The organism is Capillimicrobium parvum (assembly GCF_021172045.1).
GTDB lineage: Bacteria > Actinomycetota > Thermoleophilia > Solirubrobacterales > Solirubrobacteraceae > Capillimicrobium > Capillimicrobium parvum.
Genome location: NZ_CP087164.1, coordinates 4717276 through 4739084, shown reverse-complemented (window position 1 = coordinate 4739084; position 21809 = coordinate 4717276). Strand labels below are relative to the sequence as shown.

Sequence of the window (21809 nt, the reverse complement as noted above, 5' to 3'; positions counted from 1 at the left end):
AGCGGCGCCATGGCGAGCATCGTCGACCTGTCGCACACGATCACCTCGGATCCGCCGGACCTGCCGGAGTTCCTGCGCACCGAGATCACCTACAACGATCACGCGTCGGGAGCGGCCGAGTTCGAGAAGCTCCTGGGGACGCCGCCGCGCCTCCTGCGCGACGGCGAGGGGCCGGCGGCCGAGCGCCTGAACGCCGGCACGCACAGCGTCACCCACGTCGACGCGCCCTGGCACTACAACTCCACGATCGGCGGAGAGCGGGCGCAGACGATCGACGAGCTGCCGATCGAGCGGTTCTACGGGCCGGGCGTCGTGGTCGACGCGCTCGGCCGCGAGGACGGCGATGCGGTCACCGCCGCGCAGATGCAGGAGGGGATCGCCGCTGCCGGCCACGAGCTGCGGCCGGGCGACATCGTCCTCGTGCACACCGGCTCGGACCGGTTCTACGGGCAGCGCGACTACATGTTCCGCGGCCCGGGCGTGACCCCGGAGGCGACGCGGTGGCTGTTCGATCGCGGCGTGCGGGTGATGGGCATCGACGGCTGGAGCTGGGACGCGCCGCTCGACGGGCAGGCCAAGGAGGCGCTCGAGCGCGACGAGCCGGGGATCCTCTGGGCGGCGCACCAGATGGACCTGCCGTATTCGCAGATCGAGCGGCTGACGAACCTCGCGGCGCTGCCGCCGACCGGCTTCATGGTCGCCTGCTTCCCGCTGAAGATCGAGCGGGCGAGTGCCGCGCCCGCGCGCGTCGTCGCGATCCTCGAGGATCGCTAGGGGTGCCGACCGTCGCGCGGGCGAGACAAGGTGCGCTGCTGAAGGCTGCGGCGGGGAGGCGGGCCCCCGTGGGTTCTCTCGCTAGGGGTGCGGACCGCCGCCCGGGCGAAACAAGGTGCGCTGCTGAAGGCTGCGGCGGGGAGGCGGGCCCCCGTGGGTTCTCTCGCTAGGGGTGCCGACCGCCGCCCGGGCGAGACAAGGTGCGCTGCTGAAGGCTGCGGCGGGGAGGCGGGCCCCCGTGGGTTCTCTAGAACGCGAGGAGCCGCACGATCGCGAACACGCCGACGGCGACGATCACGATCCGCAGGGCGCTCGGCGACAGCCGCCGGCCGTAGCGCGCGCCGAGCTGGCCGCCGACGATCGACCCGCAGGCGATGAGGACGACCGGCCCCCAGGCGACGTCGGCGACGAAGATGAAGATGACGCCGGCGACGAGGTTGGCCAGGCCGGCGAGGACGTTCTTCAGGCCGTTGAGGCGCTGCAGGTCGTCGTTGACCGCGACGCCGAGCATCGCGATCAGGATGATCCCCTGCGCCGCGCCGAAGTAGCCGCCGTAGACGCCGGTGGCGTAGATGCCGAGCAGCAGGCCGACGTGGTGCTCGGCCCCGTGGGGGCGGCGCTGCGCGATCCAGCCGCCCAACCGGGGCTGGAGCACGATGAGCACGAGCGCGATCACGATGAAGAACGGGACGATGCCCTTGAACGCCGACGCCGGCAGCACGAGCAGCAGGACGGCGCCCGTGATGGCGCCGAGGAACGTCATCGCGCCGAAGCGCAGCAGGCGGTCGCGCTGGCCGCGCAGCTCGCGGCGGTAGCCGATCGCGCCCGACACCGACCCGGGCACGAGACCGATCGTGTTCGACACGTTCGCCACCACGGGCGAGTAGCCGATCGCCAGCAGCACCGGGAACGTCACGAGCGTCCCGCTGCCGACCACCGTGTTGATCGTCCCCGCCCACACCCCGGCGATCACGACCAGGATCGCCTCGAGGACGGTCACAGCAGGGTCAACGGCGCATCCGGAGCCTCGAGGCACTCCGGGCCGTCGTTGACGTGCGAGTTCACGCACGGGTTCGCCGGCGTGACGGTCAGCAGGCCCGCGGCGAGCGGCTCGAGCAGCGGCGCCAGCGCAGCGGCGTCGTTGGCCGGGTCGAGCCAGGCGTCGCGCGAGTCGTCGTCGCAGAGCATCACCGGCATGCGGTCGTGCACGTGCGCGACCTCCGCGTTCGCACGGGTCGTGACGATGGTGCAGGTGGCGAGGCGCTCGCCGCCCTCCGGCGGGCGCCACCACGTCCACAGGCCCGCGAACGCGAACGGACGGCGGCCGGCCAGCGCCATGTGCACCGGGACCTTGGGCGCCTTGGGGTCCTCGGGGCGCAGCCACTCGTAGTAGCCGTCGGCGACGACGAGGCAGCGCGACCGTGCCTGCGCGACGAGGTCGCGGAACGCGGGCTTGCTGTCCAGCGTCTCGGCCCGCGCGTTGACCATCTTGGCCCCGATCTTCACGTCCTTGGCCCAGAACGGCACGAGCCCCCAGCGCAGCGGCCCCATCCGCCGCTCGCCCTTGCGCTCGACGACGGCGAGCACGTCCTGCGTCGGCGCGATGTTGAAGCGCTCGCAGCCGGTCGCGTCGGCGAGGTGGGCGGCCTCCGGGAAGATCCTCGCCAGATCCTCGCGCTTGAGCGTGTTCGTGTACCGGCCGCACATGCGGCTCACTCTACGAGGCCGCCGGGGTGCCCGCCGGTGCCATCGCCGGCCATGAGCCGGAGCGTCATGCTGTGCGCGTGAGAGTGCTGGTCGTCGACGACGAGCCGGGCGTGCGCTCGGCGCTGGAACGGGCGCTCGCGCTCGAGCGCCACGACGTCGTGCTGGCCGGCGACGGCCGGGACGCGCTCGACGTGCTCGCCACCCGCCACGTCGACATGATCGTGCTCGACATCGGGCTCCCGAGCATCGACGGCATCGAGGTGTGCCGGCGCCTGCGCGACGCGGGCGACCGCACGCCGGTGCTGATGCTCACCGCCCGCGACGCGATCGACGACCGCGTCGCCGGCCTCGACGCGGGCGCCGACGACTACCTCGTCAAGCCGTTCGCCCTGCGCGAGCTGCAGGCGCGCGTCCGGGCCCTGCTGCGCCGCGCCGACGACGGCGACGGCGCAGAGCAGCGGTCCGGGACGCTGCGCTTCGCCGACCTCTCGATGGACCTCGCCGCCCACGAGGTGCAGCGCGGCAGCCGCCGCATCGAGCTGTCGCGCACCGAGTACTCGCTGCTCGAGCTGTTGCTGACGCACCCGCGCCAGGTCCTCACTCGCTCGGCGATCTTCGAGCGCGTGTGGGGCTACGACTTCGGGCCGGCGTCGAACTCGCTCGGCGTCTACGTCGGCTACCTGCGGCGCAAGCTCGAGGAGGGTGGCGAGCCGCGCCTGCTGCACACGGTCCGCGGCGTGGGCTACGTGCTGCGCGACTGATGCGCGGGGGAGCCGTCCGGCGGCGCGATCCGGCATGCTTGACGGCCGCCGATGCTGCGCCGCCTTCTCATCGCCTGGATCGGCAACGTCGCGGCCCTCTTCGTGGCGGCGGGCCTGCTCGACGGCATCGACTACGGCGACAGCTGGTGGGCGCTCCTCCTCGCCGCCCTCGTCTTCAGCGTCGTCAACTGGCTCGTGCGCCCGGTCGTCACGGTGCTCTCGCTGCCGGTGATCATCCTCACGCTCGGCATCGCGCTGTTCTTCGTGAACCTGCTGATGCTCTACATCACGAGCTGGCTCGTCCCCGACTTCACCATCGCCGGCTTCGGCTCGGCCGTGGGCGCGACGATCATCGTCTGGGCCGTCAACGCGGTGCTGTCGGCCACCGTCTTCCGCCGCATCAAGGACGAGGACTGAGACCGGCCCCCCCACTTGGGGGAAGTGTGGATCCAATGCGTTGTCATGGACCCAGGCCCGGCGGTACGTTTCGACCGTGACCGTGACTCATATCGACCAGCTGGTCGCTCACGTTCACTTCACATAGCGAATACCCGTCCCCTTGTGGGACACCCTCTCCTCCCCGAGCGCCCCGGTCCCCTCCGGGGCGCTCTTTGTTGTGGGGGGCGATACCGTCAAGGGGCAGACCATGGCCGCCGCCGAGACCGCTCCCGTCGATGTCGTCGATCTCATCGTCGGCCTGCTCGGCGAGGTCGACGAGGAGGACTTCCACGCCGCCCCGCGCTCGGAGTACTACAGCCGGCTGTGCCAGGCGGTCTGCGAGCTCGTCGGCATGGACCGCGCGCTGCTGTTCCTCATGGACGACGTGCGCCGCGCGGTGCGCCCGATGGGCAGCCACGGCTTCGACGCCGCCGTCGTGGCCGAGATCAACCTGCCGCTCGACGCCTCGGGCCTCGTCCGGGGCGCGATCGGCCAGGAGGACGTCGTCGTCCTCACCGGCCCCCTGAGCGACGAGGCCCTGCCTGGCGCCTACGTCCGCGCCTTCGACCTGCAGACCGTCGCCTGCACGCCGCTGCGCGCCGCCGGCCGTTGGCGCGGGGTGATCGTCTCCGACCGCGGCGGGCGCGCCTTCCGCCTGAGCGCCGCCGAGCGCGACCGGTTGCTGCGCCTGGGCAAGACGGCGGCGCTGGCCGCCAGCGTGCGCGTCGCCACCCGCCAGCAGCTGCTCAACCAGCACCTCTCCGAGCGCCTCGCGCTGGCGCGCGAGCTGCACGACTCGGTCATCCAGCGGCTCTTCGGCATCACGGCGCTGCTGCGCTCCGGCGACCCGCTGGACGGCGACGAGCGCGAGCGCTGCGCGGAGGAGGCCGAGCGGGCGATGAACGAGTTGCGCGACCTCATCGAGCGGCCGATGGCGCAGGACCTCGTCGAGCCGGCGGCGACGACGCTGCGCGCCGAGCTCGAGCGCATCCGCCGCCTGCCCGAGCAGACGCCGCTGGACGTCCGCTGGTCCGGCGGGTGCGAGGTGCCGCCGACGTACGAGCCGCTCGCGCAGTCGGTCCTGCGCGAGGCGCTGCGCAACGCCGACAAGCACGCGAGCGCCACCGCGATCGTCGTGTCGGTCGGCTGCGAGGACGACGCGCTGCACATGACCGTCGTCAACGACGGGGTGCTCGGCGGCGACGGCAAGGGCCGCGGCGCCGGGGTCGGGCTGCGGCTGTGCGCGCTGGAGGCGCTGCGCCACGGCGGGCTGGTCGAGTTCGGCGCGAGCGACGACGACCACTGGCGCGTGCGGCTGGTCGCGCCGCTGGCATGAGGCGCCACAACGAGAAGCTGCGCGTCCTGATCGTCGACGACCACGAGGTCGTCCACTGGGGCCTGCGCGCGCTGCTGTCCAGCCAGGAGTGGGTCGAGCGCTGCCTGGTGGCGTCCAACGGCGAGGAGGCGCTGGAGCTCGCCGACCGCTACGAGCCCCACGTCGCCCTCGTCGACCTGTTCCTCGGCACCGCCTCGGGCGCCGAGCTGTGCCGCGAGCTGCGGACGCGCTCGGAGATGACGAACGTGCTGCTGTTCAGCGGGTCGGGGCGGATGTCGGCCGCGGCGGCGCGCGCGGCGGGCGCGTCCGGGTTCGTGTCCAAGGGGCTCGGCGCGCGCGACGTGATGGCGGCGATCCGCGTCATCGGCCTCGGCGGCGAGGTGTTCGGCGAGGCGCCGCCGCGCACGCAGGAGCAGCTGACCGAGCGCGAGCGCGAGGTGCTCGCGCTGGTGGCCACCGGCGCCACGAACCGCGAGATCGCCGACCAGCTGCACCTCAGCCACCACACGGTCAAGGACTACACGCGCAACGTGTTCCGCAAGCTCGAGGTGCGCAACCGCGCCGAGGCGGTCCAGCGCGCGCAGCGGCTCGGGCTGCTCGCCTGACCCCTGGGCGTCTCGGCGGGATGCGCGCCGCCGTCGCCGCGCCCCGCCGCTTCGCTTGACGGCTCCGCCGAGTGACCGCCGCCGAGCAGCCTGGGATGATCCGCGTCATGCACGACGGCCGCACGCTCGACCAGCCCTTCCTGGACCTGTGCGACCGGCCGATCCCCGGGCTGCCCGCCGTCGACCGCCTGGCGGCCGCTCCATGATCGCCGGACACGACGTCGCGCACCTCCGGGCGCCCAATCCGGGGATGCTGACGCTGACCGGGACGAACACGTGGGTCCTCGGGCGCGAGCCCTGCTGGATCGTCGACCCGGGCCCCGCGATCGACGTGCACCTCGATGCGGTCGCGGCCGAGGCGCAGGCGCGCGGTGGTGCCGGCGGGATCGCGATCACGCACGGGCACATCGACCACGTCGAGGGGCTGGACGCTCTCGGGGAGCGCCTCGGTGGGCCGCCGGTCGCGGTGGCCGGCCGTCTCGGTCCGCTCACCGCGGTGCGGACGCCGGGCCACTCGACCGACTCCATGACGTGGATCTGGGGGTCGGTCGCCTGCACGGGGGACGCCGTGCTCGGCGAGGGCAGCGTGTTCGTGTCCGCGCAGCTCGGCGAGTACCTGGAGGCGCTCGAGGGCCTGCGCACGCGCGGCCTGACGCTGCTGCTGCCGGGCCACGGCGATCCCGTCACCGAGCCCGCGCAGCGGATCGGCGCGCTCATCGAGCACCGGCTCGAGCGCGAGCGCCGCCTGGTCGCCGCGCTCGACCGCGGCGCGCGCACGGTCGACGAGCTGCTCGACGACGCGTGGAGCGACGCGCCCGCGGCGCTGCGGGCGCCGGCCTCGCTGTCGCTCGCCGCGCACCTCGACAAGCTGGAGGCCGAGGACCGGCTGCCGGAGGGCGTCGAGCGCCCGGTCCGACCGCCGGGCCCGCCCGTCGCATAGGGTTGGCGATAGCGATGGCCGGACGTCACGAAGAGCTCAACGACGATGCCCGCCGGGCGCTCGAGCTGCTCCAGCAGCATCCGGAGGTGAGCATCGGCCTGCTGCGCGACGCGGGCGTCTCGATGCCGGCGCAGGCGCTGTACTCGCTGCAGCTCGCGGGCTGGCCGCTGCGCCGCCGCGGCGGCGCCTGGCGCCTGGTCGGGCCGGACGAGCCCGCGCCGCCGATCGCCGAGCCGCCGCCGCGCGTGCGCCGCGTGGCGCGCGATCACTGAGCGGCGTCGCGCAGGTTGCGCCGCGCCAGCTCGTGTGCCGCGGTCAGCGGCGTCGCGTCGATCGCGCGCGCGTCCTCGTAGGTCTGGCGCAGCGTGTCGCCGATCTCGCGCACCCGCGTCCGCGCTCGCTTCGGGTCGTAGCCGCCCGGCGCGAGCTCGACCGCGATGTTGATGATCCCGCCCGCGTTGACCACGAAGTCCGGCGCCCAGAGGATGCCCCGGGCGTGCAGCAGGTCGGCGATGGCGTCGTCGGCGAGTTGGTTGTTCGCCGCGCCGGCGACGACCCGGCATCGCAGCCGCGGCACGGTCTCGTGGTCGAGCAGGCCCCCGAGCGCGCACGGCGCCACGACGTCGGCCTCGGCGAACAGCGCGGTCGGCGGCGTCACCCACCGGGCGCCGAGCCGGCGCGCGATCTCGCGCTTGGACGGGTCGACGTCGGCGACGACGAGCTTCGCCCCCGCCCTGCGGCACGCGCCGGCCACCCGGGCGCCGACGTGGCCGAGCCCGATCACCGAGACGGTGCGCCCGCGCAGGCCCGGCGCCCCGAACGCCTCCTGCGCCGACACGCGGATCGCCACCTCGACGCCGAGCGCCGTCCACGGCGACGGGTCGCCCGAGCCGCCGCGGCGGCGCGCCAGGCCGGTGACGTGCGCCGTGCGCTCGGCGATGACCTCCATGTCCTTCTCCGACGTGCCGACGTCCTCGGCGGTGATGTAGCGGCCGCCCATCGACTCGACCGTGTCGCCGAAGTCCAGCAGCGCATCGCGCCGGCGCGCGGGCGAGAGGGGCGGCATGCCCTCCGGTACGAGGATCACGCCCTTGCCGCCGCCGAGGTCCAGCCCGGCGACCGCCGACTTCAGCGTCATCCCGCGCGACAGCCGCAGCGCGTCGCGCACCGCGGCGCGCGAGTCGTCGTAGACCCACATGCGGCAGCCGCCCAGCGCCGGCCCGCGCACGGTGGAGTGCACCGCGACGATCGAGTACAGCCCGGACCGGTGGCCGCGCCGGACCACCAGCTCCTCGTGGTCGAGGGTGGCGAGGTACTCCACCGGCAGGGAATCAGTGCGAGCCGGTGGCCGTCGCGGCCACCGTGAGCGCCGGCGGCGCGGCCGTCGCCGATGAGCCGCTGGTCCCGGTCGACCCGGTCGCGGCGCCCGTGCCGGTCGTGGGCGCGGTGGTCCCGTCCGCGGCCGTGGGCGCCGTGCCCGTCGTCGTGGCGGCCGACGGAGTCCCGGTCGTGCCGGTCGCCGGTGCCGAGGTCCCGGTGCCCGTGGTGCTCGCCGGCGCCGTCGCCGGCTCGTCGGGCGCCTTGACGCCGCCGCCGACCGTGTCGCCCGCCGACGCCCCGGCCACCGACCCGGCGCCGCTCGTGGCGCCCTGGGTGGGACTCTGCGGTTCGGCGTAGACCTCGTCGTCGGGCGTGATGACGCGCGCCTCGTGGTGGGCGTAAGCCACGGCGGCGCTCGGCTCGTCGCGCCCGGACTCGACGGCGAGATGCGCGGGCTTCGTCACGGCGGCGGTGGTGATCGCGGCGGCGGCGCTCGCTCCCGCGGTGGACCGTGCGGGGAGCCGCACGATGTGCGGCGCGGTGAGCGACGCGTGCATGCCCGCGGCCGCGTGCCGCGCGCCGTGTGACGGCGTGGCCGCATGGGCGGCCGGCGTCCTCGTGTGGACGACGTGGCGCACGGCGCTCTCGATGTCGGAGGCCGCGCCGGTGACCAGCGCCGCCGAGCAGACGAGCGCGGCAACCTTGCAGGCGGTGACCGTCGCGGCGGCCCCGCCGCCGACCACGGCCGCGCCGCCGCCGCCGACGACCGCGGTGCCACCCGCCGCGGCGCCGCCCGCGCCGCCGCCGATCCCGAAGACCTTGGCGAGCATGCCGATCGGGCCCGAATGGCCGGGGCTCAGCGCCCCGAGACCGCGCTGGACGCTGCGCAGCTGGGTGCGGTACGCGCGGCAGCCGGCGCAGTCGCGCAGGTGCCGGCGCGCCTTGCCGGTCGCGCGCACGCCCTTGTCGTAGGAGGCGAGCAGGTCGTTGCGGATGTCGGTGCAGGCGGTGTCGCGCGCCTCGATCGCCTCGACGAGCCCGATGCGGGCGCGCACGAGCAGCGACTTCACCGCCGGGACCGTGACGTCGAGCGCCGCGGCGAGGTCCTGGTAGCTGAGCCCTTCCATCTCGCGCATGAGCAGCGCGGAGCGCTGGGCCTCGGGCAGCCGGCGGACGTCCTCGACGAGCCGGCGCAGGTCCTCGCGACGCTGGCTCTCGTCGATCGGATCCTTCAGCGGCGCGCGGGAGACGTCGAAGACGTCCGCGCTCGCGGGGACCGGCCGGCGCAGCTGGTCGATGCAGCGGTTGTGCGCCACGCGGTACAGCCACGCGCGCAGCGACACCGGGCGGTCGTTGGCGCGCAGCGCCCCGTACGCGCGCAGGAACACGTCCTGCAGCGCGTCCTCGGCGTCCTGGCGTGAGCCGGCCAGCATCTGGCGCGTGTAGGCGAACAGGCGCTGGCGATAGCGGTCGAAGATGACCTGGAAGGCGTCCTCGTTGCCGGCCCGGAACAACGCCACCAGCTGATCATCGGTGCGCAGCCGCAGGAGCGGTGCCGCGATCGAGATCCGGCTGAGCCCTGCGGGTGCTTGGAGTGCGCCGGCTTCCACGTGGTGTCCTTCGGCCGACTCTAACCCCTGACGCCCCCGGAAGTTTCTCGACGGCGGGATTCTCCCCGGCGGCTCCGCCGAAACCCCCGCGGCCTGGACCCGGCGCGGGCAGCGCGGCCGGGGCTCGCCTGCGTAACATTGCCCGGTTAGGCTCGCTCGGACCGGCGGGGCGAGGTGACGGCATTTCACGCAGGCGGCTTCTGACATCCGGATGTCTGGCGGCGCTCGCCGGCATCGTCTGCGCGGCCGCGCCGTCCGGCGCGGGCGCCGCGGCGATCTTCGGCACCGACCCGCTCGCCATCTCCATCCTCCCGAGGGGCGGCCCGCCGGACGGGCCGTCCGGCCACGCCGCCGTGTCGGGCGACGACCGCCAGACGCGGTACGCCGCCTTCGACTCGACGGCGACCAACCTCGTCCCGGCCGACACCAATGGCGAGCCCGACGCGTTCGTCTGGACGCGTCCTGCAGGCCCGGCCGGACTCGAGCTGTCCGCCCCCGGCGGGACCTTGCAGCGCGCGAGCGTGAGCAGCGCCGGCGCGCAGGCCGACGGCGCTTCGACGCGCCCCGCCCTCGACGGCTCCATGCGCCGGGCGCCGCACTGCGTCGCGTTTCAGTCGACCGCCTCCAATCTCGCCCCCGACGACGTCGACCCCGTCTCCGACGTCTTCGTGCGCGACCTGCGCAGCGGCCGCACGCGGCTCATCTCCCGCGGGATCGCCCCGCCCGCGGAAGACGCGTCGATCGACGGCGCGTGCCGCCGCGTCGCCTTCGTGGCCGACGGCGCGATCTACTCCGCCCGCGTGGCCGGCGGCATGCCCGAGCGCGTGGCCGCCGGTGCGGACCCGCACTTCGCGCGCGACGGCACCGCCATCGTCTGGGTGCGCGGCGCCAGCGTGCTCATCCGGCGCGCCGGCCGCGTCGCTCGCGTCGGTCCGGGCGCCGACCCGACGGTCAGCGACGACGACGGCCACCGGTGGGCGGTCAGCTTCGACACCTCCGCGCGACTGACGCGCCGCGACCGCAACCGTGGACGCGACGTCTACATGCGGGTGCTGGGCCCCCGCGGCGGCCCGTCGAGGACCGATCTCATCTCGGCGACGCGACGCGGCGGGCGCAGCCTCGGCGGCCACAGCTTCAACGGCGGCATCACCGCGTTCGCCGCCACCCGGGGGATCGTCGTGTTCGTCAACGAACGCGCGACGTCGGTCCTCTACTTCCGCAACAACAACAGCGGCAACATCCATCCGCTCGCGCACGCGCCGGCGTCGTCGCCGATCTCCGGCGCGGTCACGAGCGCACGCGCGAACTTCGTGGCGTTCATGTCGACCGCGGGGTTCGTCGGCGACACCGCCGGTCTGCCGGCGGTCTTCTTCAAGCACCTCATCCACGGCGAGCACGCCGCCTGAGCGGCGCGCGGCGGCGCCCTCACCACGGCTCCTCCGCGATCATCGCCGCCGCGGCTCGGTCAGTCGAGCGACGCCATGACGTGTTTGATGATGGTGTAGTCCTCGAGGGAGTACATGGAGAGGTCCTTGCCGTAGCCGCTGTGCTTGAAGCCGCCGTGGGGCATCTCGCTGGCCAGGGCGCCGTGGTTGTTGATCCAGACCGCGCCGAAGCGCAGGGCCTTCGACACGCGCAGGGCGCGGGCGATGTCGCGTGTCCACACCGAGGAGGCCAGGCCGTAGGGCGTGCCGTTGGCCCACGTGATCGCCTCCTGTTCGTCGCTGAAGCGCTGCACGGTGATGACCGGCCCGAAGATCTCGCGCTGGATCATCTCGTCGTCCTGCTCGAGGTTGGCGACCACGGTCGGCTCGAGAAAGAAGCCGGGCCGGTCGGGCCGGCGACCGCCGGTGACGACCTCGGCCCGGTCGGGCCGGCGCTCCAGAAACCCGGCCACCCGCTCGCGCTGGCGCGCCGACGACAGCGGCCCCAGCGTCGTGTCCGGGGCCATCGTGTCGCCCATGACATAGCCCTGCGCCTGCGCCGCAAGCCCGCTGACGACCGCGTCATAGACCCCGCCGACGGCGAGCACCCGCGTCGACGCGGTGCAGTCCTGGCCGGCGTTGTAGTAGCCGAACCCGGCGATCGCCTCCAGCGTCGCCCCCAGATCGACGTCATCGAAGACGATGACCGGCGCCTTGCCGCCAAGCTCGAGATGCACCCGCTTGAGCGTCCGCGCCGCGTGCTCGGCGATCCACTTGCCCGTCTCCACCGACCCGGTCAACGACACCATGTCGACCCCGGGATGCTCGACCAGCGCCCGGCCGGTCTCATCGCCGCCCGCCACCACGTTCAACACCCCCGCCGGCAGGATCCCGGCCGCCAGCTCGGCCAGCTTGAGCGCGGTCACCGGCGTCGACGGCGCCGGCTTGAGCACGATCGGACAGCCCGCCGCCAACGCCGGCCCGATCTTCCAGACCGCCATCATCAACGGGTAGTTCCACGGCGCGATCTGGCCCACCACCCCCGCCGGCTCACGCCGGATCATCGACGTGAACCCCGGCAGGTACTCGCCCGCCGCCCGGCCCTCCATCACCCGCGCCGCCCCCGCAAAGAACCGCAACGGATCCACCATCGCCGGGAGCTCATCATCCCGGACCGCCTGCAACGGCTTGCCCGCATTACGCGCCTCAAGCTCAGCGATCTCCTCACCATGCGCCTCGAGCGCATCGGCCAACCGCAACAACATCAACGACCGCTCCTGCGGCGTCGACGACCCAAACCCCGCAAACGCCCGCCGCGCCGCCGCCACCGCCCGGTCGACGTCCTCCGCCGTCGAGTCCGGCGCCCGCGCGATCTCCCGCCCCGTCGCCGGGTCGATCACCGACGACGTCGCCCCCTCCACCGAATCGACAAACTCACCATCAATGAAGTTCTGCAAGGTCGGCACGACGGTCACGGTGCTCATCGCGCGAACGTAGCACTGCGCGACCCCGCTCGCGGCGGATTCTGCCGCTCTGGATAGGCTCGCGCGATGCCGGACGCCTCGCCGTTTCCCCCGATCGCCGACTACGGCTTCCTCTCGGACTGCCACACCGGCGCTCTCGTGGCACCCGACGGTTCCATCGAGTGGCTCTGCCTGCCGTACTTCGACAGCCCGAGCATCTTCAGCGCCGCGCTCGACCGGGGCGCCGGGACGTTCCGCGTCGGGCCCTACGGCGCCTCGGTGCCCGCCGCCCGCCGCTACGAGCCGGGCACGAACGTGCTCGAGACGACGTGGATGATGCCCGGCGGCTGGATCATCGTGCGCGACGCGCTGACGATCGGCGAGTGGCACGACGCCGACGGCACCGAGCACGTGCGCCCGCCGACCGACCACGAGGCCGACCATCTCCTCGTGCGCACCATCGAGTGCACCTACGGGACGGTGCCGGTCGAGCTCGTCTGCGAGCCGCAGTTCGACTACGGCGCCGACGTCGCCTCGTGGAGCACCGACGTCGACGCGGACGGGCACCGCTTCTTCGACGCCGTCGACGGAGAGGAGACCCAGTTCCGCCTGTTCACCGACCTGCGCGCCGGCATCGAGGGCGACCGCGTGCGAGCGCGCCACATCATGCGCGAGGGCGAGACGGCGTTCGTGGCGATGTCCTGGACCGAGGAGCTGCGCGGCCCGCGCACCGCGCTCGATGCGTTCGCCCACATCGACCGCACCCGCCACTTCTGGCGGCTGTGGCTGCTGAACGGCACGTTTCCCGACCACCCGTGGCGCGTGTTCCTCCAGCGCTCGGCGCTCGTGCTCAAGGGCCTGACGTTCCAGCCGACCGGCGCCCTCGTCGCCGCACCCACCACCTCGCTGCCGGAGACGCCCGGCGGCGAGCGCAACTGGGACTACCGCTTCTGCTGGATGCGCGACGCCGCGTTCACCCTGTGGGGGCTGCACGCGCTCGGCATGGACTGGGAGGCCGAGGACTTCCTGCAGTACGTCGCCGACCTCGAGCGCAACCCGGACGGGTCCCTGCAGATCATGTACGGGCTGCGCGGCGAGAAGGACCTGACCGAGCGCACGCTCGACCACCTCAAGGGCTACGAGAACGCGCGGCCGGTACGCGTCGGCAACGGCGCGTTCGACCAGCGCCAGAACGACGTGTACGGCGCGGTGCTCGACTCGGTCTACATCCACACGAAGCGCTCGGACCACATCCCCGAGCGCCTGTGGCCGGTGCTCGTCGACCAGGTCGAGGCGGCCGCGCGCGTCTGGTGCGAGCCCGACCAGGGCATCTGGGAGGCCCGGGGCGCCCCGCAGCACTACGTCTCGTCGAAGGTCATGTGCTGGGTGGCGATGGACCGCGGCGCGCAGCTGGCCGAGATGCGCGGCGAGACCGAGATGGCCGCGCGCTGGCAGGCCCTCGCCGACGAGATCCACGCCGAGGTGATCGACCGCGGCGTAAGGGACGGCGTCTTCCGCCAGCACTACGACACCGACGCCCTCGACGCCTCCACGCTGCTCATCCCGCTCGTGCGCTTCCTGCCCGCGACGGACGACCGCGTGCGCGCGACCGCGGAGGCGATCGCCGACGAGCTCACCGAGCACGGCCTCGTGCTGCGCTACAAGGTCGACGAGACCGACGACGGGCTGCACGGGCGCGAGGGCACCTTCCTCATCTGCTCGTTCTGGCTCGTGTCCGTCCTGTCGGAGGCCGGGCACGCCGATCGCGCCCGGGCGCTGTGCGAGAAGCTGCTCAGCTACGCGGGCCCGCTGCACCTGTACGCCGAGGAGCTCGACAGCGAGAGCGGCCGCCACCTCGGCAACTATCCGCAGGCCTTCACCCACCTCGCGCTGATCAACGCCGTCTCGCACGTCATCGACGACGCGGGGTGAAGGGCGTTTCCCCGGCTGTTGCACCGGGAAGTAGCAGTGACGCAATGAAGAAGCTCCTGCTCTGCGGCGCTGTCTCCGCCGCCCTCATCCCCGCCGCCTCCGCCGACGCCGCGAAGATCAAGCCGCTGAAGAACTGCAAGACCACCGGCTTGGGAGCCCTCGTCAACGGGATCCAGAAGCGCGGCATCTCCTGCGGGGACACGCGGGTGGTGATCCGGTCCGTCGAGGCCCACGGCGCTCAGTGCCGCCCCTACCGCCAGGCGACGATCGCGCCGTTCCGGGAGTGCATCGTCACGCCGGTGCTGTCCGTCGGCGCCCGCAACTTCTTCTGCCGGTCGGCCTGGGAGGAGCAGAGCGACAACAAGCGCTGGTGGCGCACGACGTGCCAGACGGGGTTCAAGGACGTCGTGACCTACCGCCGCGACGGCAACGCGCGCTGATGCGCCTGCTCGTGCTCGCCGACGAGCAGGTGGACTCCGCTCGCATCCGAGCGGCGCTGCCGGGCGAGCAGGGGCTCGACGAGGCGGAGGTGCTCGTGGTGGAGCCGGCGGTCAACCGCTCGCGCCTGGCGTTCTGGATGTCCGACAGCGACGAGGCGATCGCCGAGGCGCGCGAGAAGGAGGAGCGCAGCGTCGATGCGCTGCGCTCCGAGGGCGTCAAGGCCGCCGGCGAGGTGGGCGAGAGCGAGCCGCTGCTCGCGCTCGGCGACGCGCTGGCGACCTACGACGCCGACGTCGTGCTCCTGCTGACGGGCGATGAGGCGCTCGAGCGCGAGGCAGCCGAGCGCTTCGGCGTGCGGGTCGTCCGCGCGGCTTAGCGCCCGGCGCGCGCCGCCGCGGTGCGCTTCACGTACTGCGCGACGACGTCGTACACCTTGCGCTTCTCGCCGCGATAGCCGACGAGGCCCGAGTCCCAGCGGTTGGCCGGGTCGCTGCGCCAGTTGTAGAGATAGACGCGCTTGATGCGCGAGGACCGCGGCACGAGACGGGTGAACAGGTAGCGCATCGCCTTCGCCGCGCGCGCCTGGCTCGGCTTGAACGACTGGCGCCCGTCGGACGTCGTGAACGACACGATCGAGCCGGTCTCGGTCAGCCAGACGTCGCCCTTGACCGTGGCCAGCAGCGTGTCGAGGCCCGACGTGCGGAAGCGGTTCGTGTCGCCGTAGTTATGCAGGCCCCATAGGCGCGCGCTCGGCGCGACCTTCAGGAACTGCTGCAGCCAGCCCTGCATGAAGCGGGTGTCGAGCACGTCGGCGGCGACGATCGTGCACGTCGGACAGAGGCGCTTCATGGCGAGGTAGTAGCGCGCCGCCGCATCGGGGTGCTTGTACGTCGGCTGGGTGACGTGGCTGGCCTCGTTCCAGGCCGACAGCGTGGTCACCGTCGGGTACTCCTGGCGGAACGCGCGGATCGCCTTGGCGTAGGCGGACGTCGACGGCAGCATGCACGGGCGATCCGGGCAGCGGTCGGCGGTGCGGTGCTCGAAGGAGATGAGCGGCTCGACGCCGTCGAACGACGCGGCGACGATCCAGTCGCGCAGCTTCGCCGCCTCGGGCGAGGTCGGCTTGAGCGCGACGTCCCAGGGCGTGACGAAGCGCGCGTAGCGCAGCCCCAGGTTCTGGAACAAGGGGGCCGAGAACATCGAGACGTTCTGGTCGGAGATGCCGATCTGCGGCGGGGTGGCGCCCGCGGCGGTGCCGGCGGGCACGGCGATCAGGGCGGCGGCGATGAGGGCGAGGACAGCGAAGCGCATCGACCCCACTCATCGGCCGGGACCGCCACGGACTTGAGCGGCTACGCCTCGAGGTCCTCGCGCGCGGCCGCGACCGTGGCGTGCAGAGTCTCGCGGGCGTCGTGGCGGGGGCGCCAGCTCAGCTCGCGGCGGGCCTTCGCCGTGCTCATGATCACCGGGGTGCGGACCGCCTCGATCCAGGTCGCCTCGGCGGGCAGGAACGGCAGCCGCGCGACGACCTCCGCCGCGGCGTCGACCGCGAGGTCGGGGACCGCCACGCTGTACCAGCCGAGCTCGCGCGCGAGGTCCGACAGCGTGACCTCGCCAGGGCCGGCGAGGTTGTACGAGCCTGCGTCACCGCGGCCGACGACCGCGGCGCGCAAGGCGCTGGCGACGTCGTCATGGTGGACGAGCTGGAACGGCACGCCGGGGTCCGGGATCACCGGCTTGAGGATCGGCACGCTGTCGAACAGCGACCGCACCGCGACGGGCAGCCGCTCGCCGATGCGCATGTACGGAATCTGCTCGATCAGCATGAGGGCGTCGGGGCCGCCGACGATGCTCGGGCGGAAGACGTAGGCCTGCGTCGCCTGCCCGGCGAGCACCTCGCGCAGGAGGTCCTCGACCTTGGCCTTGTGGCTCGAGTACGGATGGCGCTCGGTGCCGCGCACCGGCACGCTCTCGGTCAGGGGCGACGGATTGTCCTCGTGGAAGCCGTAGGCGGCGACCGACGAGCGTAGACGAGCCGCTTGGCTCCGGCGTCCACGGCGGCCCGGAAGACGTTGCGCGAGCCCTCGAGGTTGACCGCCTCGCTGCCCTCCGAACCGGCGACGATGATGAACGCGAGGTGCACGACGACGTCGGCGCCCTCGACGAGCGCGGCGACGTCGTCGGGGTTCGTCACGTCCCCGCGGCGATACTCGACCTTGCGCAGCGGGCTCGGATCGAACGGGCGGCGGGCCATCCCGACGACGCGCTCGACCTCCCGCGCGCGCTCGAGGGAGCGCAGCAGCGGCTTGCCGATGCCGCCCGTGGGACCGGTGACGGCGACCGTCAGGCCCATCAGGTCTCGACGTCGTAGTCGGGCTCCCCGGGCAGGACGATCCGCGCCGTCTCGCCGGTCAGGATCACCCGCGGCTCGACCGGCTGCACGACCCGGCCGCGGGCGTGCTCGACGAGCGCGTCGGCGCTGGAGAACAGGCCGAGCTGTTCGAGGTGCTTGATCGTCGGGAAGACGAGCAGCAGGTCGCCGCGGCCGTGGGCGTCGAGCGCCTCGCGTGGCGTGAACCAGCCGAGCGCCACGCACTCCGAGCCGTCGATCGCGGGCTCCTCGCCCGCCGGCAGCGCGGTGACGAAGAAGTACGTGTCGAAGCGCCGCTTGACCTGGGGCGGGGTGATCCAGCGGCTGAAGGCCACGAGCGCGCCCGGGTCGCCGAGCGTGACGCCCGCCTCCTCCTGCAGCTCGCGCATCGCGGCGGCACGCTCGTCCTCGCCCGGGTCGACCGCGCCGCCCGGGAAGACCCAGGCGCCGGCCATGAAGCGCGCCTCCGACGTGCGCTGGACGAGCAGCACCTCGAGCGACTCGCCGCCGCCTCGCACGAGGATGACCGAAGCCGCGGGGCGCGGCTCGGAGACGGCGCCACTCGTGTTGAGCTGCTCCATGCGCGGCGACGGACGATAACGTGCTTGGCATGAGCGAGACCAGTACCGCCCAGCAGTGGCTCTGTGAGTCCTGCGGGTTCATCTACGACCCCACCGAGGGCGACCCCGACGGTGGGATCCCGCCCGGGACGGCGTTCGAGGACATCCCGGACACGTGGTTCTGCCCCGTCTGCGGGGCCCGCAAGAAGGACTTCGTCCCGTACGAGTGATCGTGGCGTGGCCAAGGAGATCAAAGCGAAGGTCTCGCCGAAGCCGCTCAAGCCGGTGAAGGCGCCCAAGCCCAAGCTGGCGAAGCCGGCGGTCGCCGCCGCGCGTCCCGCCGCCCAGCCCGAGTCCGCGCCCGCGCCGGCGTGGGGCCCCGGTGACGGCGTCCTTCCGATCTCCGGGTTGGTTGAGCGCCTGACCGGTTCGAAGCTCTGCTACGGCGAGCCCATCCGCGACAACGGCCGCACGATCGTCCCCGTCGCGCGGGTGCGCGCGATCGGCGGAGCCGGCTTCGGCCGCGGCCCCGCCGAGCAGGGCGGAGGCGGGGGCGGAGGCGGCACGCTCGACGCGCTCCCGTTCGGCTACATCGAGATCGGCCCGGAGGGCACCCGCTTCCAGCGCATCGAGGACCCGGAGGCGATCAACCGGGCCGTCAGAACCGTGACGGCCGCCGCCGTCACCCTGGCCACGGCGTTCGCCGGCCTGCGCGCCGCGCGCGTCGGGCGCCGCCGGCTCGGCCGTGGCCGCTGAAGCGCGGCCCGCCGTCGACTCCGGGGTGCCCGATGATCGCGCCGCGGACTCCGCCGCGCCGACCGCTCGTCCGGCGGGCTCGCGGCGGATCGCCGTCATCGCCTTCGTCGTCGGCGCTTCGTCGCTGGGCAGCGAGATCGCCGCGGCGCGCCTGCTGGCGCCGTACTTCGGCGACTCCACGCTGATCTGGGCGAACACGATCGCCACCGTGCTCGTCGCCCTCTCGGTCGGCTACTGGATCGGCGGTCGTGCGGCCGACCGTGACCCGTCGCTGCGGGGGCTCTGCCGCCTCGCGCTCGGCGCGGCGGTGCTCCTGGCGATCGTGCCGTTCGTGGCCGGGCCGTTCCTGCGCGAGGCGGTCAACGCGCTCGACGCGATCCAGGCGGGCGCGTTCGTCGGGTCGCTCATCGCCGTGCTCGTGCTCGTGGCGGTGCCGGTGTTCCTGCTCGGGATGTGCTCGCCGTATGCGGTGCGCCTGAGCGTGTCGGTCGTCGGCGAGACCGGCCGGGTGACCGGGCGCCTCTACGCCATCTCGACCCTCGGCTCGCTGACCGGCACGTTCCTCAGCGCGCTCGTGCTCATCCCGTTCCTCGGCACGCGGCGCACGTTCCTCGTGTTCGCGCTGTCGCTCGCCATCGCCGCGGTGCTGGGGCTGACGCGCCGCGCGGCCGTGGCGCCGCTCGTCCTCGCCGCGCTGATCGCGCTGCCGGCCGGGACGATCAAGGCTCCGGAGCCCGGCGAGCGGCTGCTGGCCGAGGCGGAGACCGAGTACGGCTACGCGCGAGTGATCGAGCGGCCCAACGGCGACCGCTGGATGGAGCTCAACGAGGGCCAGGCGATCCACTCGCTGCTGCCCGCCGACGGCTCGTACCTGACCGGCGACTACTGGGACGAGCCGCTCGTGCTGCCGTTCGCCTCGGTCGCGCGGGCCGCGGACGACCCGCCGGGGCGCGTCGCGATCCTCGGCAACGCCGGCGGGACGACGGCGCGTGCGTTCGGGCACTTCTTCCCGGACACGCGGGTCGACGCGGTGGAGATCGACGGCGAGCTGACCGAGCTCGGCCGCCGCTGGTTCGACCTGCACGGGCGCAACCTGCACCTGCACACAGGGGACGCGCGCCCGTACCTGCGCACGAGCGACGGCGGCTTCGACCTCATCGTCGTCGACGCGTACCGCCAGCCGTACATCCCGTTCTACATGACGACCCGCGAGTTCTTCGAGCTGTGCCGGGACCGGCTGGCGCCCGGGGGGATGGTGGTCATCAACGTCGGGCATCCGGAGCACTCGCAGCGCCTGGAGCAGGTGCTCGGCGCGACGCTGAACGCCGTGTTCACCCACGTCGCGCGCGACTCGGTGCAGCCGACCAACACGATGCTCGTGGCGAGCGACACCGCGGTCTCGGCGGGCGCGCTGGCGGGCCACGCGGCGTCGCTGCCGGCCGGGCTGGGACCCGTCGCCACGCGGACCGCGGCGCGACTGGCCCCGCGGATCCCCGGCGGGCGCGTCTACACCGACGACATCGCGCCGGTGGAGTGGCTCATCGACGCGTCGATCGTGAAGGTGGCGGCCGACGGGGAGCGGTGACGCGCGGCGCGCGCCGCCTATGCCGCGCGCGCCTCGGCGTCGAAGACGCCCGGCCTGGCAGGGAGTGCGTGGGTGGCCGCCACCGGCAGGCCCGCGCCCGGCCGGAAGCCCGTCTGCAGCGCGGCGCGGCCCAGCACCTGCGCGCCCTCGCGCAGCTCGGCCTTCGTGTGGGAGGCCATCGCCGTCAGGCGCAGGCGCGAGGTGCCGTGCGGGACCTCGGGCGGCCGCAGCGCCTCCGCCAGCACGCCGCGCTCGATCGCCGCGTCACAGATGCGCGCGGCCAGCGCGGCGTCGCCGACGACGACCGCCACGATCTGCGTCGTCGAGCCGGCCGTCTCGAAGCCCTCGCGGGCGAGCTCGGCGCGCAGGGCGTCGGCGTTCGCCTGCAGCTTCGCGACGCGCTGCGGCTGCTCGGCCAGCAGCTCGAGGGCGGCAAGCGCACCGGCGACCGCGGGCGGCGGCGGGGCGGTGGAGCCGAGCAGCGTCCGCGCGCGCTGGGCGAGATAGCGGGCGGTCACCCCGTCGCAGGCGGCGAACGCGCCGTAGGAGCCGAGCGCCTTGCCGAGCGAGCCGATCACCACGTCCACGGCGCCTTCGAGCCCCGCCTCGGCGACCGCGCCGCGCCCGCCCGGTCCCAGGCAGCCGATCCCGTGGCCCTCGTCGACGACGAGCCGCGCGCGATGACGCTCGGCCAGGGCGGCGAGATCCTCGAGTGGGGCGACGTCGCCGTCGGTGGCGAACACCGAGTCGGTGACCACGAGCATGGGTCGCCCTGCGGCCTGCGCCATGAGCGCCGCGAGGTGCTCGACGTCACCGTGGCGGTAGAGCCGCGTCTCGGCCGCGGCCAGCGCGCAGCCGTCCGCGAGGGCCGCGTGGTTGAGCTCGTCGGCGAAGATCAGGCCGCCCGCCTCGGCCAGCGCCGGCACGACCCCGACGGCGGCGAGGTAGCCGGAGCCGAACAGCAGCGCCGCCGGGGTGCGCATGAAGGCCGCGAGCCTGGTCTCGAGCCGGCGGTGGACCGTCATGGTGCCGCTCGCCGCGCGCGCGGCCCCCGCGCCGACGCCCCAGCGCATCGCGGCGTCCGCCGCCGCCTCACGCACCCGGGGATGGTCGGCGAGGCCGAGGTAGTTGCTCGAGCAGAGCACGAGCACCGGCTCGCCGTCGAGGACGATGCGCGGGCCCTGCGGCCCGCTGACCATGCGCATCCGGCGCTGGAGGCCCAGACCTTCCAGGTGGTCCAGGCGCTGCTGCAGATCCATGGGCCGCCAGCGTAGGCGCGGTCCCGGACGCGTCATGACGGAGACGTCCCGCTTCGTCCGCCGCCGCATGGGGAACGCTTCCGGTGCATGGCGAGCTTCGTGAACACCGACGCCGGACAGGTGCTCGACCGCTACAGCCGCTGGGCGGTCGTGGGCTGGTCGCCGGACCCGTCGCGCGACTCGCACCGCATCGCGGCGCTGCTCGAGCGCCTCGGCAAGGACGTGATCCGCGTCAATCCGAACGCGCCCGGCGACGTCGCCGTCGAGGATCTGGCCGCGGCCGGCCCGGTCGACGTGGTCGACATCTTCCGGCGCTCCGACCAGGCGGGCGCGCACGTCGACGAGGCGATCGCGCTCGGCGCCAAGGCGGTGTGGTTGCAGCTCGGCGTGGTCGACGTGGCGGCGGCCGAGCGGGCGCGCGCGGCGGGTCTCGACGTCGTGATGGACGACTGCCCGGCGATGGCCGTCGGTCGTCGCCGCGCCGCCGACCCGTCGGGACGGGGAACGGGCCGCTCGTGATCGCGGCC

25 protein-coding genes are annotated in these 21809 nt (G+C 73.7%); 15 read left to right on the top strand and 10 right to left on the bottom strand.

The window, feature by feature from the left end; all coding sequences use genetic code 11:
- Positions 1 to 9 precede the first annotated feature (9 nt).
- Entirely contained in the window at positions 10 to 774 is a 765-nt protein-coding gene (locus DSM104329_RS23120; RefSeq protein WP_259312217.1) for a cyclase family protein, read from the top strand.
- Between the two features lie 247 nt (positions 775 to 1021).
- Here the strand turns inward: DSM104329_RS23120 and DSM104329_RS23115 are convergent, their stop codons facing one another.
- Positions 1022 to 1774, bottom strand: a complete 753-nt coding sequence (locus DSM104329_RS23115) for a sulfite exporter TauE/SafE family protein (RefSeq protein ID WP_259312216.1) — start codon at positions 1772 to 1774, stop codon at positions 1022 to 1024.
- On the bottom strand, positions 1771 to 2481 hold the full coding sequence (locus DSM104329_RS23110; RefSeq protein ID WP_259312215.1) for an SOS response-associated peptidase: 711 nt from the start codon (positions 2479 to 2481) through the stop codon (positions 1771 to 1773). The genes DSM104329_RS23115 and DSM104329_RS23110 overlap by 4 nt, the downstream gene beginning before the upstream one ends.
- 77 nt (positions 2482 to 2558) lie before the next feature.
- Between DSM104329_RS23110 and DSM104329_RS23105 the strand changes: the two genes are divergently transcribed.
- The 6 genes from DSM104329_RS23105 (at position 2559) to DSM104329_RS23080 (ending at position 6833) form a co-directional block, all read left to right on the top strand.
- A complete protein-coding gene (locus tag DSM104329_RS23105; RefSeq protein ID WP_326924459.1) occupies positions 2559 to 3242 on the top strand; it encodes a response regulator transcription factor in 684 nt (227 codons plus the stop codon).
- Between the two features lie 51 nt (positions 3243 to 3293).
- The gene (locus DSM104329_RS23100; protein ID WP_259312213.1) at positions 3294 to 3659 is read left to right on the top strand and encodes a phage holin family protein; all 366 of its coding nucleotides are present in this window, start codon (positions 3294 to 3296) and stop codon (positions 3657 to 3659) included.
- Positions 3660 to 3888: 229 nt separating this feature from the next.
- A complete protein-coding gene (locus DSM104329_RS23095) occupies positions 3889 to 5016 on the top strand; it encodes a GAF domain-containing sensor histidine kinase (protein WP_259312212.1) in 1128 nt (375 codons plus the stop codon).
- Positions 5013 to 5621: a response regulator transcription factor gene (locus DSM104329_RS23090; RefSeq protein ID WP_259312211.1), complete on the top strand. Its 609-nt coding sequence runs from the start codon at positions 5013 to 5015 to the stop codon at positions 5619 to 5621. The genes DSM104329_RS23095 and DSM104329_RS23090 overlap by 4 nt, the downstream gene beginning before the upstream one ends.
- Positions 5622 to 5823: 202 nt before the next feature.
- Entirely contained in the window at positions 5824 to 6561 is a 738-nt protein-coding gene (locus tag DSM104329_RS23085; RefSeq protein ID WP_259312210.1) for an MBL fold metallo-hydrolase, read from the top strand.
- 14 nt (positions 6562 to 6575) lie between these two features.
- Positions 6576 to 6833 carry a hypothetical protein gene (locus DSM104329_RS23080; protein ID WP_259312209.1) on the top strand — a complete coding sequence of 86 codons (258 nt, stop codon included), beginning with the start codon at positions 6576 to 6578 and terminating at the stop codon, positions 6831 to 6833.
- On the opposite strand, the gene DSM104329_RS23075 is transcribed toward DSM104329_RS23080, so the two are convergent.
- Both DSM104329_RS23075 and DSM104329_RS23070 read right to left on the bottom strand, forming a co-directional pair.
- Positions 6827 to 7882, bottom strand: coding sequence for a Glu/Leu/Phe/Val dehydrogenase family protein (locus DSM104329_RS23075; RefSeq protein ID WP_259312208.1), 1056 nt, complete (start codon positions 7880 to 7882; stop codon positions 6827 to 6829). The genes DSM104329_RS23080 and DSM104329_RS23075 overlap by 7 nt on opposite strands.
- A gap of 10 nt (positions 7883 to 7892) precedes the next feature.
- Complete coding sequence (locus DSM104329_RS23070; protein WP_259312207.1) at positions 7893 to 9491, bottom strand: RNA polymerase sigma factor; 1599 nt, start codon at positions 9489 to 9491, stop codon at positions 7893 to 7895.
- Here DSM104329_RS23070 and DSM104329_RS23065 point away from each other — a divergent pair.
- Positions 9476 to 10897 carry a TolB family protein gene (locus tag DSM104329_RS23065; protein WP_259312206.1) on the top strand — a complete coding sequence of 474 codons (1422 nt, stop codon included), beginning with the start codon at positions 9476 to 9478 and terminating at the stop codon, positions 10895 to 10897. The genes DSM104329_RS23070 and DSM104329_RS23065 overlap by 16 nt on opposite strands.
- A gap of 59 nt (positions 10898 to 10956) precedes the next feature.
- Here the strand turns inward: DSM104329_RS23065 and DSM104329_RS23060 are convergent, their stop codons facing one another.
- Complete coding sequence (locus DSM104329_RS23060; RefSeq protein WP_259312205.1) at positions 10957 to 12399, bottom strand: gamma-aminobutyraldehyde dehydrogenase; 1443 nt, start codon at positions 12397 to 12399, stop codon at positions 10957 to 10959.
- Positions 12400 to 12465: 66 nt separating this feature from the next.
- On the opposite strand from DSM104329_RS23060, the gene DSM104329_RS23055 reads away from it, so the two are divergent.
- The 3 genes from DSM104329_RS23055 to DSM104329_RS23045 are packed head-to-tail and all read left to right on the top strand — an operon-like array spanning position 12466 to position 15127.
- Entirely contained in the window at positions 12466 to 14310 is a 1845-nt protein-coding gene (locus DSM104329_RS23055; RefSeq protein WP_259312204.1) for a glycoside hydrolase family 15 protein, read from the top strand.
- A 44-nt stretch (positions 14311 to 14354) separates the two neighbouring features.
- Positions 14355 to 14750: a hypothetical protein gene (locus DSM104329_RS23050; RefSeq protein ID WP_259312203.1), complete on the top strand. Its 396-nt coding sequence runs from the start codon at positions 14355 to 14357 to the stop codon at positions 14748 to 14750.
- Positions 14750 to 15127 carry a hypothetical protein gene (locus tag DSM104329_RS23045; protein ID WP_259312202.1) on the top strand — a complete coding sequence of 126 codons (378 nt, stop codon included), beginning with the start codon at positions 14750 to 14752 and terminating at the stop codon, positions 15125 to 15127. The genes DSM104329_RS23050 and DSM104329_RS23045 overlap by 1 nt, the downstream gene beginning before the upstream one ends.
- Here the strand turns inward: DSM104329_RS23045 and DSM104329_RS23040 are convergent.
- From DSM104329_RS23040 to DSM104329_RS23025, 4 genes are read right to left on the bottom strand one after another with little or no spacing between them, the layout of a single operon-like run.
- Positions 15124 to 16062, bottom strand: coding sequence for a glycosyl hydrolase (locus tag DSM104329_RS23040; RefSeq protein ID WP_259312201.1), 939 nt, complete (start codon positions 16060 to 16062; stop codon positions 15124 to 15126). The genes DSM104329_RS23045 and DSM104329_RS23040 overlap by 4 nt on opposite strands.
- A gap of 41 nt (positions 16063 to 16103) precedes the next feature.
- Positions 16104 to 16712 (bottom strand): Rossmann-fold NAD(P)-binding domain-containing protein, encoded by a 609-nt coding sequence (locus tag DSM104329_RS23035; protein WP_259312200.1) that lies wholly within the window; start codon positions 16710 to 16712, stop codon positions 16104 to 16106.
- A gap of 14 nt (positions 16713 to 16726) precedes the next feature.
- Positions 16727 to 17104 (bottom strand): NAD-dependent epimerase/dehydratase family protein, encoded by a 378-nt coding sequence (locus DSM104329_RS23030; protein WP_259312199.1) that lies wholly within the window; start codon positions 17102 to 17104, stop codon positions 16727 to 16729.
- Positions 17104 to 17703, bottom strand: coding sequence for an NUDIX hydrolase (locus tag DSM104329_RS23025; RefSeq protein ID WP_259312198.1), 600 nt, complete (start codon positions 17701 to 17703; stop codon positions 17104 to 17106). Before DSM104329_RS23025 ends, DSM104329_RS23030 begins: the two co-directional genes overlap by 1 nt.
- 29 nt (positions 17704 to 17732) lie before the next feature.
- Between DSM104329_RS23025 and DSM104329_RS23020 the strand changes: the two genes are divergently transcribed.
- Genes DSM104329_RS23020 through DSM104329_RS23010 form a run of 3 tightly spaced genes read left to right on the top strand, consistent with a single transcriptional unit; the run spans position 17733 to position 20023 of the window.
- On the top strand, positions 17733 to 17912 hold the full coding sequence (locus tag DSM104329_RS23020) for a rubredoxin (RefSeq protein WP_259312197.1): 180 nt from the start codon (positions 17733 to 17735) through the stop codon (positions 17910 to 17912).
- Between the two features lie 7 nt (positions 17913 to 17919).
- Positions 17920 to 18438 carry a hypothetical protein gene (locus tag DSM104329_RS23015; RefSeq protein WP_259312196.1) on the top strand — a complete coding sequence of 173 codons (519 nt, stop codon included), beginning with the start codon at positions 17920 to 17922 and terminating at the stop codon, positions 18436 to 18438.
- Positions 18428 to 20023: a spermidine synthase gene (locus tag DSM104329_RS23010; RefSeq protein WP_259312195.1), complete on the top strand. Its 1596-nt coding sequence runs from the start codon at positions 18428 to 18430 to the stop codon at positions 20021 to 20023. Before DSM104329_RS23015 ends, DSM104329_RS23010 begins: the two co-directional genes overlap by 11 nt.
- A gap of 17 nt (positions 20024 to 20040) precedes the next feature.
- Here DSM104329_RS23010 and DSM104329_RS23005 read toward each other — a convergent pair whose 3' ends face one another.
- Positions 20041 to 21282 carry an aminotransferase class I/II-fold pyridoxal phosphate-dependent enzyme gene (locus DSM104329_RS23005; RefSeq protein ID WP_259312194.1) on the bottom strand — a complete coding sequence of 414 codons (1242 nt, stop codon included), beginning with the start codon at positions 21280 to 21282 and terminating at the stop codon, positions 20041 to 20043.
- A gap of 87 nt (positions 21283 to 21369) precedes the next feature.
- Here DSM104329_RS23005 and DSM104329_RS23000 point away from each other — a divergent pair, with 87 nt between their 5' ends.
- Entirely contained in the window at positions 21370 to 21801 is a 432-nt protein-coding gene (locus DSM104329_RS23000; protein WP_259312193.1) for a CoA-binding protein, read from the top strand.
- The last annotated feature ends 8 nt before the right edge of the window (positions 21802 to 21809 follow it).

What these genes read in the sequence shown, in the direction of transcription:
- DSM104329_RS23085 (WP_259312210.1), top strand. Translation starts at nt 5,824, where the DNA reads ATGATCGCCGGACACGACGTCGCGCACCTCCGGGCGCCCAATCCGGGG.
- DSM104329_RS23100 (WP_259312213.1), top strand. Translation starts at nt 3,294, where the DNA reads ATGCTGCGCCGCCTTCTCATCGCCTGGATCGGCAACGTCGCGGCCCTC.
- DSM104329_RS23055 (WP_259312204.1), top strand. Translation starts at nt 12,466, where the DNA reads ATGCCGGACGCCTCGCCGTTTCCCCCGATCGCCGACTACGGCTTCCTC.
- DSM104329_RS23040 (WP_259312201.1), bottom strand. Translation starts at nt 16,062, where the DNA reads ATGCGCTTCGCTGTCCTCGCCCTCATCGCCGCCGCCCTGATCGCCGTG.
- DSM104329_RS23110 (WP_259312215.1), bottom strand. Translation starts at nt 2,481, where the DNA reads ATGTGCGGCCGGTACACGAACACGCTCAAGCGCGAGGATCTGGCGAGG.
- DSM104329_RS23030 (WP_259312199.1), bottom strand. Translation starts at nt 17,104, where the DNA reads ATGGGCCTGACGGTCGCCGTCACCGGTCCCACGGGCGGCATCGGCAAG.
- DSM104329_RS23045 (WP_259312202.1), top strand. Translation starts at nt 14,750, where the DNA reads ATGCGCCTGCTCGTGCTCGCCGACGAGCAGGTGGACTCCGCTCGCATC.
- DSM104329_RS23090 (WP_259312211.1), top strand. Translation starts at nt 5,013, where the DNA reads ATGAGGCGCCACAACGAGAAGCTGCGCGTCCTGATCGTCGACGACCAC.
- DSM104329_RS23120 (WP_259312217.1), top strand. Translation starts at nt 10, where the DNA reads ATGGCGAGCATCGTCGACCTGTCGCACACGATCACCTCGGATCCGCCG.
- DSM104329_RS23000 (WP_259312193.1), top strand. Translation starts at nt 21,370, where the DNA reads ATGGCGAGCTTCGTGAACACCGACGCCGGACAGGTGCTCGACCGCTAC.
- DSM104329_RS23005 (WP_259312194.1), bottom strand. Translation starts at nt 21,282, where the DNA reads ATGGATCTGCAGCAGCGCCTGGACCACCTGGAAGGTCTGGGCCTCCAG.
- DSM104329_RS23080 (WP_259312209.1), top strand. Translation starts at nt 6,576, where the DNA reads ATGGCCGGACGTCACGAAGAGCTCAACGACGATGCCCGCCGGGCGCTC.
- DSM104329_RS23095 (WP_259312212.1), top strand. Translation starts at nt 3,889, where the DNA reads ATGGCCGCCGCCGAGACCGCTCCCGTCGATGTCGTCGATCTCATCGTC.
- DSM104329_RS23050 (WP_259312203.1), top strand. Translation starts at nt 14,355, where the DNA reads ATGAAGAAGCTCCTGCTCTGCGGCGCTGTCTCCGCCGCCCTCATCCCC.
- DSM104329_RS23025 (WP_259312198.1), bottom strand. Translation starts at nt 17,703, where the DNA reads ATGGAGCAGCTCAACACGAGTGGCGCCGTCTCCGAGCCGCGCCCCGCG.
- DSM104329_RS23020 (WP_259312197.1), top strand. Translation starts at nt 17,733, where the DNA reads ATGAGCGAGACCAGTACCGCCCAGCAGTGGCTCTGTGAGTCCTGCGGG.
- DSM104329_RS23060 (WP_259312205.1), bottom strand. Translation starts at nt 12,399, where the DNA reads ATGAGCACCGTGACCGTCGTGCCGACCTTGCAGAACTTCATTGATGGT.